Genomic DNA, 12836 nt, shown 5'->3' on the forward strand with positions numbered 1-12836 from the left:
GGGCGACCCAAATGGACATGGACGTTCCGTTCAGTAGGCAGCCCACCGATAATATCGGCGCGAACCGATGCGATCCAGCGTCGGCCGAACGTCGGGCCGTCAACCACTATGAGGTTCGGCGCCAACGGGACGCTGCGAGTCCACGAAGACGATCATGGTGTGCTGACACGCCGAACCCCGCAGTGGGCACCCAACGACACCAGCCGTTACACGGAAAGGCTCACTGGCCGGCCACCGGTAAACCCGAGGCTCGCGCCGACGCTGTCGCGGCCGATCCGATGGGACATCATCGCCGAGCAAGAGGAACAGATGATTCAGTACGCGACCGCGATCCGAGCCGGCATTGCCTCCACCGAGGCGATCCACCCCACCTACCAGGCGATGATCGAGGTTGGCCGCGCCCAGCGCACCATCTTCGTCGCCTGACTACCTGCGCAATGGAACCTGCCACACGAGATCAACGAGGGCCCTGACGGCCTGGACGTCGCCTCCGACGAGGACGGCGCCGGCTGGCTGGCCTTTCCGCGCTCGCTGACCGCCCGCGGGCTGTCGGGGTGAACTCGTGGTCTCCGACACCCACCGCGGTCTGGTCTCGGCGATCGGCGCCGCGCTACCCGGCGCGTCCTGGCAGCGCTGACGCATCCACTGGAGCTGGCAAGAAACAAGCTGTCGGATTCGATATCAGGCGTTGATGATCTGCTATGCGGGTTGGCGACGAGACTCGGCGGCAGATCGCCCTGCAGTTCGAGGTGCTGGCAGCCCACCTCAACGAGCGGCAGCGGCGCCTCGTCTTGGCCACCGAGGCCCGGGTGCTGGGCCACGGCGGGGTTCGAGCGGTGGCCCAGGCCGTGAGAGTCAGTACCGCACCGACCCGACCGACACGGTGGAGTCCCGTCCGACCTGCCGGGTCTCACCGAAACAGGCGGGTTGACCAGCGTCGGGACCAGGTCCCGTTTGGCGATGCGGACCGTGGACGGCGAACGCGTCCGCGGCCGCGTCGGCGTCACCGCGCGGCGCCCGGTCACGCCCTTCCGCGGCCAGGTCGGTCGCGCCGGGCTCCTCGCGATCTTGATCACCGGCGGCAACGTCCAGGACCGCGCCCGGCCGCTGCTCTGGGCGTTACACGTCTGCTTTCCCGGAATCCGCCTCGTCTGGGCCGACAGCGGTTATGCAGGCAAGGTCGTCGACTGGGCCACCACCCACCCTCGCGCTGGCCGTGCGGATCGTCGCCAAACTCGCCGGGCGGACGCCTCCGTGGTGCTGCACCGACGCTGGTGCGTCAAGCGCACCTTCTCCTGGATCAACCGGTGCCGACGTACCGTTCCTGATTACGAAACGGCTACACGAACGCCATGTCGCAATAGTGCATGGTACGGTTGGCCATGATCATGATCCACCGCCTCGCCCGTCACCAATACGCCTGAAACCCTTATTTACCAGGCCCTTACAGCAGCCGTCGCCATATCTGGGTGACGAGCTGTCCATGTGGCGATTGACGGACCGAAAGCAATGTCCGCACAGCTGAACAAGACGCCAGCCTCTCATGCGACCAGCCAGACAAAATCACGGCAATCGCAGCAGTGCTGACGGAACCGGAACTCGTCCTTGATAGAAATGAAAGTGAGCAACATGAGAAAGTTTGTAGCAGTCTTGGCAGTCTTGGCAGTGGCCGCAGCGGGATGTGGGAAAGACGAGAAGTCCAGCTTACCGGCGTCCGAGCCGACCACACCGACGAGCTCAGCATCCGCAACCGCTTCCCCGTCATCCGCAACTGCTCCCTCGTCCGCGGTAGCGATCGACACGTCCACCAACGAGAAGCCGGTGGACGGTTCAGACGCCGCCGCAGTGAAGACGGTCGATATCGTGGCGCAGCCGGCGGCGCAGGCCCCAGCCGCGGCGACGGGGTACTACAAGCTCAAGACGGTGTTCCGCGGTCAGGATGAGTGCCTGGAAGGCAACCGCATCGACGGCAACTCAACGCTCGCCGGCGCCGCGTTCCAGGACACCTGCCGAGATGTGGACGGGCAGGCTTGGAGTTTCACCAAGCGCTCCGACGGCTACTACACGCTGCGGACGAAGTTCCTCGGCCAGGAGAAGTGCCTGGAAGGCAACCAGATCGCCGGGTCGGTCCTCGGAGGCGCCGCCTTCCTCGACACCTGCCGCGAGGTCACCGGACAGCAGTGGAAACTGGTCAAAGCCGGAGACAACCTCTTCCGACTGCAGACGAAGTTCCGGGAGAAGGAAGGCGAATGCCTGGAAGGTAACCGGTTCGCGCCGGCGTCCGTCCTGAAGGGCGCGTCGTTCATGGACAAGTGCAAGAACGTGACCGGTCAGCTCTGGTACTTCACCCCGATCCCAGCCTAAGCAGCACCGCATTAACCGGAGGAGCCCTGACAACAGTCAGGGCTCCTCCGCACATCTGACGGGCACATGGATGGTTACGAGCTTGGCGGTCTTGGTGCGCTTGGCCCGCCGGTCCGCATGCCATTGCGCGTTCGTGGCCCGATATTCCAGTTGCCCACCACGGGTGGCTGCGTTGCGTCGCAGTTCACGCGAGATCGTCGACGGTGACCTGCCCAACGCGCGGGCGATCTGCCGCACCCCGGCGTTCTGCGCCCTCAGCAGCGCGATGTGTTCACGCTCCTCGAAGGACAGAGATCGGCCCGACAACAGCGTGGTACTGACGTCTCGCATCCCGCCAGCCTCACGGAACCACCGCGTTCCCATCGGCTGCGACACGCCCACATCCACGGCCGCCTGCTTCACCCCGACTGTCGGACGACTGTCGACGACGTGGAACAGCTGCCCCATGTCCTACAACGACCGATACACCATCACCACCGACCCTGCATGGACCATCGACCGGTACCCACAACTGCACCTCGAACCGACCGACGACGGCGCCATCATCGTCACCACCACAAACCCCGGCCAGGCCAACATCCAATTCCGGTGGACCCTCAACATCGTCGAACCACGGACCTGGACGGACGTCGCAGACACCGTGCCGATCACAGTCACCGGCCGGATCATCGCCGCCAACGACGCACCCGAATGGCAGCCCGCCTGAACACCACACCCGCCCAGCGGACGAGACCCTGCACACCCCAACCAGACGCACGAGAGGTGCGTGCCGCAGCCCCGGTGCACACCGGCCTGCCTGGACAGGCAGACATGATGCGGCGGCGCAGGGCGCCTACGCCCGTAACCGCGAAGCGCGCGAACCTGCCGCCTCGCCGGATTCTGGCCCGAGCTTCTGCCGAGACTGCTCGCCGGGTACAACGTCAGCCGAGCGTCGACCCGATGATCGGGATCAACCAGGAAGACATCGCCCGGGTCAATCCGGCACGCTGCCTCGCGTTCGCCGAGATCACTCCACCGCTGGAGCACGGGATGATAGGGAAAGCCGCAGTAACACAGCAATACGCGGCTCTACCGGCTGATCCCGGTGCTCACAGGTATCCCCGCCGTCCCCATTCCTGCGCCAGCAACTCATGTGACCGGACGCGGTCAGCGTGGTCATGAGTAATGGTCGTGACGATGAGCTCGTCCGCGCCGGTGGCGTCACGGAGCTGTTCAAGCTTGTCCGCAACCTGGGCGGGTGAGCCGACGAACTGCGTGTCTGTCCGGTCCTGCACCAGTTCGCGTTCCTCGTCCGTCCACTGATGTTGGCGTGCCTGCTCGGGTGTCGGGAACTGGATGGCGCCCTCGGCGGTGCGGATGCTGCGCACCCACAGCCCGTATCCGGTGGACAGTTCCCGGGCGTGGGCCTCGTCCTCGGCGACGACGACGTCGGCGCTGACGGACACGTAGGGCTGCGTCAGCACCTGAGACGGCACGAACGCCGCACGGTAGGCGTCGACCGCTTCCAGCACAGTGGCCGGGCTGACGTGGTAGTTCGCAGCGAACCGCACCCCGCGACGTCCAGCGACCTCGGCGCTTTCGCCGCCGCTGCTGCCGAGGATCCAGATCTCCAGATCGGCTCCCTCCCCCGGCACGACGTGCGCTTCTTCGCCTTCGCTCGACTTGTAGGTCCCGGCGATCAGCGCCAGGACGTCGTCGATCTGCTCGGCGTAGTCCTGCGGCTTCGCCTCCGGCAGGGTGACCAGCCGCTTCTGCAGGGCGAATCGGGGTGAATCGAGCAGCTTGAGGAACGAGAACTGCTTCGGAATCCGCAGCCCGGTCGGGTGGCGGCCATCGACGACCTTCGCCTGCTCCCCCGCCGGTACCTTGGGCTGCACCGGCTTCGCGTCACCGGCGCCGGCGGACAGTTCGCCGTCGAGCAGCTTCGGCTTACCGCCGGATCGGCCCAACCCCAGGTCGAAACGGCCGGGGTGCAACGCGTCGAGCAGACCGAATTCCTCGACTGTCGACAGGGCTGTGCGGTGGCCCATCTGCACCGCGGCGGAGCCGAGGCGGATGCGCGATGTGGCGGCCGCGGTCAGAGCCAGCACGAGCGCGGGTGAGGTGCCGGCCACGCCGGGGTTCAGGTGATGTTCGGCGAACCAATAGCGCGCGTAGCCGACGCGTTCGGCGTGCTGGGCGAGGTCGATGCTGTTGCGCAGTGCCTCGGTCGCATTCGAGCCGGTGGAGATCGGGACGAGGTCGAGGATGGCCAATGGCGTACGGGTCATGTCGTGTCCTTCAGCCGGTGACCGTGATGGGTGCGGCGACGCCGCTGACAGACTCGGTACTCGGCGTGCCGGCCGCCACCTCGTCGGAGACGATCGGGCCGGACTCCCAGCCCAGAGGTGGGTCGGGAATCTCCCGGCGGAGCACAGGGGCGATCTCGGCCTGAAACAGTTCCAGGCTGTCCCGGTGCTGGGCGTCGGTCAGGCCGCCTGCGTCCGCCTGCAGGTGCAGCACCTGGTGGCCGAACCGCTCGTGGTAGCGGTGTACCTTGTCGATGATCTGCGCGGGGCTGCCGATCAGCGCCGACGAACGCTCGACGAAGTCCTCCAGCGTCGGGAACACCGGCGGGACGCCGAGCCGTTTGGCGAACTTGAGGTAACCCGCGAAGACCGGCCGGTATGTCTCGATCGCGTCCTGGCTGTTCCTGGCGGCGTAGTAACCCGCGCTGCCGGCACCGATGGTGATCAGCTTCGGGTCGTGGCCGTAGTGCACCCAGCGCTCGCGGTAGTAGTCGATCAGCTCCGCGTACGGGTCGATCGGGTTGGTGACGTTCGCGGAGAACAGCGGATCGCCGTAGCGGGCGGCCAGGTCCACCGATTCCCTACTGGTGGCGCTACCGTGCCAGATCCGGATCGGGCGCTGGTAGGGCCGCGGCCAAACCTCGGCGTCGTTCAGCTGCGGCCGGAACTTGGTGGCGTAGGTGATCTTGTTCTCGTGCCAGAGGCTGCGGAACACCTCGTAGGACTCGGCGTTGCGGTCCCACTGGTCCTCGGGCGTGACGTTGAACAGGTTGCGCTGCGCCTCGCCATTGCCCTTGCCGATGATCAGGTCCAGCCGGCCCTGGGAGAGGTGGTCGAGGGTGGCGTAGTCCTCGAAGGCGCGGACGGGGTCGAGCAGGCTCAGGGTGGTGACCGCCGTGAACAGCCGAATCCGCGCGGTCAGCGCGGCGATGTGGCTGAGCACGACGGTCGGTGAGGACGAGATGAAGGGGCGCTCGTGCCGCTCACCGACGCCGAACCCGTCGAAGCCGAGTTCCTCGGCCAGCAGCGCGTTCTTCAGTACCTCAGCGAACCGGTCATGGGTCGACTTCTGCGCGCCCGTCGCCGGGTCGGGGGCGTGGACGATCAGGGTAATAGTGATGAACTTCATTGCCATCCTCGCTTCGCTACGGGCGCGAACGAAGCGTCACGCCTGCCCTGCCGGTGATTCGCTCGCCGAGGCGCGCTCATGCGATCCCCCGGGTGGCGCTGCCACCGCTCTGCACGCTGGCAGGGGCAAGGCCCAGGTTCTCGCGCAGGGTGCTGCCCTCGTACTCGGTGCGGAAGACGCCACGTTCCTGCAGCAGCGGCACCACCTTGTCGACGAAGGGATCCAGTCCGGCCGGGGTGATGTGCGGGACCAGGATGAAACCGTCGCTGGCGTCCTCCTGCACGTGATGATTGATCGCCGTCGCGATCGTGTCGGCCGAACCGATGAAGGACTGCCGGCCGGTCACCTCGACGATCAGCTCGCGGGCGGAGAGGTTCTTGGCCGCCGCGATCTCGCGCCACTGGTTGGCCAGGCCGATCGGGTCCTTGGCGAAGTTTCGGACGCTGGCCCGTCCCTGGGCGATCAACCCGTCGACGTCGCTGACGACCGGGTCGAAGCTCGGCAGCGGACCGTCGGGATCGAAGCTGGACAGGTCGGTGTTCCAGAGCTGCTCGAGGAACGCGATCGCGGTCCGCGGCGAGACCTGCGCGAGTCGCACCTGCTGGGCGATCTCGGCGGCCTCGGCGTCCGTATCGCCCAGCACGAAGGTCGCCGCGGGCAGGATCAGCAGCTGGTCCCAGGTGCGGCCGTACTTGGCCAGTCGGTTCTTCACGTCGGTGTAGAACGCCTGCCCGGCCTCGAGCTGCGTGCGGCTCGTGAAGATCGCGTCTGCCTGGGCGGCGGCGAACTCACGCCCCGCGTCGGAGTCGCCGGCCTGAAGGATCACCGGGCGGCCCTGCGGGCTGCGCGGCACGTTGAACTGCCCGGCGATGTCGAAGTGCGCATCCCGGTGGACGAAGCGTCCCGGTGCCGGGGTGGACAGGAAGCGGCCGGTCTCCTTGTCGGCGACGATCTCGTCCCCTCGCCACGAGTCCCACAGCTCGATCGCGGTCTGCAGGAACGTCTCGGCCCGCTCGTAACGCTGATCCTGGGGCAGGTAGCCGCCGCGACGGAAGTTCTCCCCCGTGAACGCGTCCCAGCTGGTGACCACGTTCCACGCCGCCCGGCCATCGGAGAGCCAGTCCAGGCTGGCGAACTGCCGCGCCACCTCATAGGGCTCGTTGAACGTGGAGTTGATCGTTCCGGTCACCCCGATGTGCTCGGTGACCGCGGCGATCGCGGCCAGTACCGTGAAGGTGTCGGGCCGCCCGACGACGTCCAGGTCGTAGATCTTCCCGCCCTGTTCGCGCAGCCGCAGCCCCTCTGCCAGGAACAGGAAGTCGAACCTGCCCCGCTCGGCGGTCTGCGCGAAGTGCTTGAAGCTCTCGAACTCGATGTGGCTGCCGCCGGCCGGGTCACTCCACACGGTTATGTTGTTAACACCCGGGAAGTGGGCAGCCAGGTGGACCTGCTTGATCGGCTTGGACATGTCTACCTCTCAGGAGTGCTGGCCGCGAACCGTGTCGCGACGCGGCGCGGCGTGCCGGGTGTCATGCGCTGATCCGGGTCGACGTGTGGGTCGCGGGCGCTGCCAGTGGCGTGAGGCCGAGGTGGTCACGCAGCGTCGTTCCCGCGTACTCAGTGCGGTAGACGCCGCGTTCCTGCAGCAGCGGGATCACCTTGTCGACGAAGGGGTCCAGGCCTGCCGGGACGACGTGGGCGCCGATGATGAATCCGTCGCTGGCGTCCTGCTGGACGAACCGGTCGATCTGGTCGGCGACCGTGGCCGGCGAGCCGACGAAGATGTTGCGGGCGGTGACCTCGATGATCAGTTCGCGGCTGGTCAGGTTCTCGGCTGCGGCCTTGGCGCGCCACTGGTTGGCCAGGCCGATGCGGTCCTTGGCGAACCGGCGGGCTCCGGCGTTGCCCCTGGCGATCAGGCCGTCGACGTCGCTGACCACCGGGTCGAACGCCGGCAGCGGCCCGTCGGGGTCGTGGTCGGACAGGTCGGTGTTCCACAGCTGTTCGAGAAACTTGATCGTGGTCGCAGGTGAGACCTGCGCCAGCCGCACCTCACGGGCAAGTTCGGCCGCCTCGGCGTCGGTGTCGCCCAGGACGAACCCGGTCGCCGGGAGAATCAGCAGGTCGTCTCGGCTGCGTCCGTACCTGGCGAGACGGTTCTTCACGTCGGTGTAGAACGCCCGTGCCTCGTCGTACTGCGAGTACTGGGAGAAGATCACGTCGGCGGACGACGCCGCGAACTCGCGCCCTTCGTCGGACTCGCCGGCCTGCAGGACCACGGGACGACCTTGCGGGCTGCGGGGCACGTTGAACTGGCCGCGGATGTCGAACTGCGCGTCGGCGTGCGCGAACGCCCCGGGCGTCGGCGTGGCGAGGAACTGCCCGGACGCCTTGTCGGCGAGGATCTCGTCGCCGCGCCAGGAGTCCCACAGTTCGCCCGCGGTCTGCAGGAATGCCTTCGCTCGCGCATAGCGCTGGTCCTGGGGCAGATAGCCGCCGCGGCGGAAGTTCTCCCCGGTGAACGCGTCCCAGCTGGTGACCACGTTCCACGCCGCTCGGCCGTCTGAGAGCCAGTCCAGGCTGGCGAACTGCCGGGCGAGCTCGTAGGGCTCGTTGAACGTGGAGTTGATCGTGCCGGCCAGGCCGATGCGCTCGGTCACGGCCGCCAGGGCGGCCAGCACGGTGAACGTGTCGGGCCGCCCGACGATGTCCAGGTCGTAGATCTTCCCGCCCTGTTCACGCAGCCGCAGTCCCTCGGCCAGGAAGAAGAAGTCGAACTTGCCCCGCTCGGCCGTCTGGGCGACATGCCGGAACGAGTCGAACGCGATCTGGCTACCCGCGGCAGGTTCGCTCCACACGGTGGTGTTGTTGACACCGGGGAATCCCGCTGCCAGGTGCACCTGTTTCAGTGGCGTGCTCATGGAGTGATCGCTGCCGGCTCAGGCCGCGGCGGCGGTGGTGGCGTATCGGTTGGCCGGGTGAGGCAGGCCGAGAAGCCCACGGAGGGTCGTTGCTTCGTAGGCGGTGCGGAAGGCGCCGCGGCGCTGCAGCTCGGGGACGAGCCCGTCAGTGATCTGGGCCAGGTCGTGCGGCACCGCGGCGGGGCGGAGGCGGAAGCCGCTGAGCCCGGCGGCCTGCCAGTCCAGCAGCAGGTCGGCCAGCTCGGCCGGGGTTCCGGTGAAGATCAGAGCGTCGCTGCCGTATTCGGCCCCGGCCCGCTCGTCCAACCGCTGCTTGCGGGCCACGGCCGCCTCGCGGCTGTCGTCCAGGAAGACGACGATGTCGCCGAAGACGTGGACCGTCTCGTCCGCGCGCGCGGCCGCCCGCTGCTCCGCACGGATCTCCGAAACGATCGCCGCCGCCTGTACGGCGTCGTGTGGCGTGACGAAACCGACGTCGGTGGAGCGGGCGATGAGCTGGTACGGGACCGTCGCGTGGCCCAGCGCGGTGACGATCGGCTGCCCCTGCGGAGGCCGCGGGGTGATCGAGGGGCCCTTCACGGAGAACCAGCGGCCCTGGAATTCGATGTAGTGCAGCTTGTCCCGGTCGATGAACCTGCCGGTGGCCACGTCACGGATCTCCGCGTCGTCCTCCCAGCTGTCCCAGAGCCGGCGCAGCACCTCGACATAGTCGGCGGCCTCGTCGAAGGCGTCGCGCAGCCACTGCTGCAATTCCGGAGTCTCGATGCCGGCCTGGATGTTGGCGTAGTCCTCGCGGCGCAGCGGTGGGATCTCGCGACGCCCGAAATGAGCGTTGGTGTCGGCGCGGGCGTCCAACTGCACCCGAACGCCGGCGCGGCCGGTGCTGGCGTAGTCGATCGTGGCGATCGCCTTGGACAGATGGAACGGCTCGGTGTGATTGACGGTCGCCGTCGGCACCAGACCGATGTGGCTCGTCACCGGCGCGACGCGGGCCGCGATGAGCGTCGCGTCGAGGCGGCCACGGACCCGGTCGGCGCGCTCGTCCGGCTGCAGTGGATCGTCGGACTGCAACCGCAGCGCATCCTCGATCGTGACGAAGTCGAGCAGACCGCGTTCGGCCTGCTGCACCTGTTCCACCCAGTACTTCGGCGTGAACAGGTCCAGCGGGCGGGCGTCGGGCTCACGCCATGCGGCGGGGTGCCAGCCGACACCGTCCAAGGCGACGGCCAGACGTAGGAGATCGGACGAGTCAGACATGAGGTTCGCTTTCGTCGAGACGGACCAGAAATGCGGTCAAGGACCGGTCGATGCCAGCAGGCCGCGCGCTCGTGGATGAGTTGGTGGACTACCGAGTGCGGCGGACAACCAGCGGCGTGCGACACAACGAGGCGGCCACGCGATGCAGATCAATGTGCCGTCATGAGCCTGCCCTCCACCTGGCGCACCACCGCACGCCGCTCGCGCTTGCGGTACATGAGTGTCCGCCGGGTCGTCACCTGGAGCACCCCACCGCGACGGAGGGTTGCCGGCCAGCAAGCCAGGGCTTGACGCTGACACTCATAACCTGTTCATGACCTTATATGCGACGCGAGATCTTGTCCAATGCCTATAGGAACACTAGGGAATCGCGGGCAATTCCCGGGTTGGCGGCGCCATGGCCCCCCCACGTGGGATTCCACCGCGACACCACACCCGACCCGGCACACGTCGCGCTCCCGCCGGCCGCCGCGTCGGGCGGTGCGGTCCGCGCCTACGTCGCCGGCGACGGCAAGCCGCTGCTCGACCTGCTCGTGACGACGAGCTGTGCCGGCGCATCCAGGCCACCTACGACGCCAACTACCGCGTCTACGGGACCCACAAATATCCGTCCCTCCGCTACACCCGTGAGGTTGAACTCGCCGGCGCCCAACTGTCCGCCGGGACCGTCGGCGACTCCTACGACAACGCCCTCGCCGAGACCGTGATCGGCCTCTACAAGACCGAACTCGTTGCCAGACAAGGACCCTGGCACACCCAGACCAGCCAGAATTGCCACACTCGAATGGGTCGACTGGTACAACCACCGCCGGCTCCACGAAGCCTGCGACTACCGCCCACCCGCCGAGTACGAGGCCCTCTACCACCCCAACCAGCTGACCGTCCTTCCAGACAGCCTGGGCAACCTGACCGCCCTCACCACCCTGTACCTGTCGCACAAAATGACGGCCTGGCATACCGAGTGAGGCCCCGTCCGCACGAGACAGGCCATTCCCGACAAGAACCCGTACGGCCGGAAGCGCAGAACACAGCCCGGAGGGCCAACAGCCGATCACGCACAGCCAGTCCGGCGTCGCGTACGCGGCCTCCTACGGAAGCGAGTACTGGTAAGCCACTAGCCACCCAGTCACAAGATCGTCGACAGAGCCAGAAATGACGTCCGACCGACCTGCGTTGCTCGCACGCCTGAACAGGCCGCTCGCGGGCTGGCGGGTCACCCCGGAACCTCGGCGGTGACCCGCCAGCCCGCGCCGTCGTCGCGTTCACCGGCGATGAGCGTGCCACCGACCAACGCCAGCCGCTCGCGCATCCCGGTCAGTCCGTAACCCGACGGGCCCTCCGCCCGCGGCGGCACCGGCACCGGACGGCCAGTGGCAACGTCCAGAGAGATCCGCTCGCCGGAGAAGTCCAGCGTCACCTCGACCGGCTGCCCCGGGGCATGCCTGGCCGCGTTCGTCAGGGCCTCGCGCAATGTCCGCACCAGCGGGACCGTCGACGCCGTCGACACCGTCCGCGGCTGCGATACCACCCGCAGGTCGATCGCGGTCTGGTGGTCCCGACCGAACGCGTCGACCAGATCCGCCACCGCCTCCGGCAGCGACGGCACGTCCCCGCGCAGGGCCGCCACCGCGTTGCGCGCCTCCATCAGGCCCTCCTCGGCCAACCGGTTCGACCGGCGCACCCGCTCCAGGGCGGCGGCCGTGTCACCCCGCTCGGATAGCAGCGCCTCGGCTACCTTCAGCTGCATGCCCAGCGCGCCGAGCGAATGCGCCAGCACGTCATGCATCTCGCGGGCGATACGGGCGCGCTCGTCCAGGGCCGCGGCTCGCGCCTTCTCCTGCTGGGCCAGTTCGGTCTGCCGGAGCAGCTCCTCCGCCTGGTCGGTGCGCAGTTCGTACTGGCGGCGGTGCAGGCCGAACAGCGTCACCAGCAGGATCAGGCCGGGATAGCCGATGGCGTCTGGCCAGGTATGCCCGGTGGTCAGAAAGGCGACGGCGCTACCCGCGACGACCAGCCCAACCAGCACCACGATCGCGGTGCCGCTCGGCGAGGTCAGCGACGCGAACCGGCTGAGCACCACACAGATCATCACCAGCGCGGTCGCGTCGTCCGCGGCACCGACCACGAACACCGGCAGCATCGCGCTCACCGCCAGGGCGGCGTTGGCGAGCCGCCGGTGCCACGGGTCGGCCACGATGAACGTCAGCCAGGCGAGCATCGCGACGGAGTACACCGCCCAGACCCCGAGCGTGTCCTCGCGGGCGGTGAACAACGTGAAGAGCAGCACTGCCGTGCCGAGCAGCTGCACGACCAGCCAGCTCGGGGCCATACGGTCCACGAAGTGCCATCGTGTGCTCATGCCGGAGAACTCTATTTCTTGTTGACCACTCGGTAGATCACGATCATCAGGTTCCGGAGCGGATCGTGTTCGACGACGTGCGCGTGCCCGCCGGCCGGGTCCTCGGACGGCCCAACCGCGGCATGCTCGTCGCCGGCGAGGTGTTCGCCCAAGGCCGCCTCGGCCTGGCCGCCTGCGCCGTCGGGCTGGCACAGGCCGCGCTCGGGCACGCCACCGCGTACGCCAAGAAGCGTCAGCAGTTCGGCCAGCCCGTGATCGCCTTCCAGGGCGTCGGGTTCCTGCTGGCCGACATGTCCACGCAGATCCAGGCCGCCCGGCAGCTGCTGCACCACGCGGCCCGGGAACGCGACGCCGGACACGACGTCACCGTCGTGGCCGCCCAGGCCAAGCTGTTCGCCACAGACACAGCTATGCGCGTCACCACCGACGCCGTCCAAGTGCTCGGCGCCTATGCCACCGCGACGCGGTCTGCGCCGACTGACCATGATTGTGTTACCCGCCAACGGCATCGACCCGCA

The 12836-nt window shown here is 67.8% G+C and carries 12 protein-coding genes, 3 pseudogenes and 1 riboswitch; of the genes and pseudogenes, 7 read left to right on the forward strand and 8 right to left on the reverse strand.

The annotated features are described in order from the left end of the window. The first annotated feature begins 108 nt into the window (after positions 1 to 108). The 3 genes and pseudogenes from AB0367_RS20485 (at position 109) to AB0367_RS20495 (ending at position 1386) form a co-directional block, all read left to right on the forward strand. The gene (locus AB0367_RS20485; RefSeq protein ID WP_366227939.1) at positions 109 to 426 is read left to right on the forward strand and encodes a Tn3 family transposase; all 318 of its coding nucleotides are present in this window, start codon (positions 109 to 111) and stop codon (positions 424 to 426) included. 114 nt (positions 427 to 540) lie between these two features. After that, positions 541 to 634 (forward strand): annotated as a pseudogene (locus AB0367_RS20490) (transposase); the annotation flags it as partial. 326 nt (positions 635 to 960) lie between these two features. Continuing rightward, positions 961 to 1386, forward strand: coding sequence for a transposase (locus tag AB0367_RS20495; RefSeq protein WP_366227940.1), 426 nt, complete (start codon positions 961 to 963; stop codon positions 1384 to 1386). A gap of 155 nt (positions 1387 to 1541) precedes the next feature. Here the strand turns inward: AB0367_RS20495 and AB0367_RS20500 are convergent, their stop codons facing one another. Further along, on the reverse strand, positions 1542 to 1802 hold the full coding sequence (locus tag AB0367_RS20500; protein ID WP_366227941.1) for a hypothetical protein: 261 nt from the start codon (positions 1800 to 1802) through the stop codon (positions 1542 to 1544). A 61-nt stretch (positions 1803 to 1863) separates the two neighbouring features. Here AB0367_RS20500 and AB0367_RS20505 point away from each other — a divergent pair, with 61 nt between their 5' ends. Further along, a complete protein-coding gene (locus AB0367_RS20505) occupies positions 1864 to 2364 on the forward strand; it encodes an RICIN domain-containing protein (protein WP_366227942.1) in 501 nt (166 codons plus the stop codon). A 72-nt stretch (positions 2365 to 2436) separates the two neighbouring features. Here the strand turns inward: AB0367_RS20505 and AB0367_RS20510 are convergent. Next, a pseudogene (locus AB0367_RS20510) lies at positions 2437 to 2727 on the reverse strand (helix-turn-helix domain-containing protein); the annotation flags it as partial. An 82-nt stretch (positions 2728 to 2809) separates the two neighbouring features. Between AB0367_RS20510 and AB0367_RS20515 the strand changes: the two are divergent. After that, positions 2810 to 3070 carry a hypothetical protein gene (locus AB0367_RS20515; protein WP_366227943.1) on the forward strand — a complete coding sequence of 87 codons (261 nt, stop codon included), beginning with the start codon at positions 2810 to 2812 and terminating at the stop codon, positions 3068 to 3070. A 382-nt stretch (positions 3071 to 3452) separates the two neighbouring features. On the opposite strand, the gene AB0367_RS20520 is transcribed toward AB0367_RS20515, so the two are convergent. From AB0367_RS20520 to AB0367_RS20540, 5 genes are all read right to left on the reverse strand, one after another. Next, complete coding sequence (locus tag AB0367_RS20520) at positions 3453 to 4619, reverse strand: LLM class flavin-dependent oxidoreductase (RefSeq protein ID WP_366227944.1); 1167 nt, start codon at positions 4617 to 4619, stop codon at positions 3453 to 3455. A gap of 25 nt (positions 4620 to 4644) precedes the next feature. Then, complete coding sequence (locus AB0367_RS20525; protein WP_366227945.1) at positions 4645 to 5781, reverse strand: LLM class flavin-dependent oxidoreductase; 1137 nt, start codon at positions 5779 to 5781, stop codon at positions 4645 to 4647. A gap of 76 nt (positions 5782 to 5857) precedes the next feature. Then, positions 5858 to 7249 carry an NtaA/DmoA family FMN-dependent monooxygenase gene (locus AB0367_RS20530; RefSeq protein ID WP_366227946.1) on the reverse strand — a complete coding sequence of 464 codons (1392 nt, stop codon included), beginning with the start codon at positions 7247 to 7249 and terminating at the stop codon, positions 5858 to 5860. A gap of 61 nt (positions 7250 to 7310) precedes the next feature. Further along, on the reverse strand, positions 7311 to 8702 hold the full coding sequence (locus AB0367_RS20535; RefSeq protein ID WP_366227947.1) for an NtaA/DmoA family FMN-dependent monooxygenase: 1392 nt from the start codon (positions 8700 to 8702) through the stop codon (positions 7311 to 7313). Positions 8703 to 8720: 18 nt separating this feature from the next. After that, entirely contained in the window at positions 8721 to 9959 is a 1239-nt protein-coding gene (locus tag AB0367_RS20540) for an LLM class flavin-dependent oxidoreductase (RefSeq protein WP_366227948.1), read from the reverse strand. 198 nt (positions 9960 to 10157) lie between these two features. Continuing rightward, a riboswitch (SAM riboswitch) is annotated at positions 10158 to 10267 on the reverse strand. A 423-nt stretch (positions 10268 to 10690) separates the two neighbouring features. Here AB0367_RS20540 and AB0367_RS20545 point away from each other — a divergent pair. Beyond that, positions 10691 to 10924 (forward strand): integrase core domain-containing protein, encoded by a 234-nt coding sequence (locus tag AB0367_RS20545; RefSeq protein WP_366227949.1) that lies wholly within the window; start codon positions 10691 to 10693, stop codon positions 10922 to 10924. A gap of 248 nt (positions 10925 to 11172) precedes the next feature. Here AB0367_RS20545 and AB0367_RS20550 read toward each other — a convergent pair whose 3' ends face one another. Further along, positions 11173 to 12318 carry a histidine kinase gene (locus tag AB0367_RS20550; RefSeq protein ID WP_366227950.1) on the reverse strand — a complete coding sequence of 382 codons (1146 nt, stop codon included), beginning with the start codon at positions 12316 to 12318 and terminating at the stop codon, positions 11173 to 11175. A 62-nt stretch (positions 12319 to 12380) separates the two neighbouring features. On the opposite strand from AB0367_RS20550, the pseudogene AB0367_RS20555 reads away from it, so the two are divergent. Next, a pseudogene (locus tag AB0367_RS20555) lies at positions 12381 to 12764 on the forward strand (acyl-CoA dehydrogenase family protein); the annotation flags it as partial. Between the last annotated feature and the right edge of the window lie 72 nt (positions 12765 to 12836).

Source organism: Dactylosporangium sp. NPDC051484, assembly GCF_040689395.1.
GTDB lineage: Bacteria > Actinomycetota > Actinomycetes > Mycobacteriales > Micromonosporaceae > Dactylosporangium.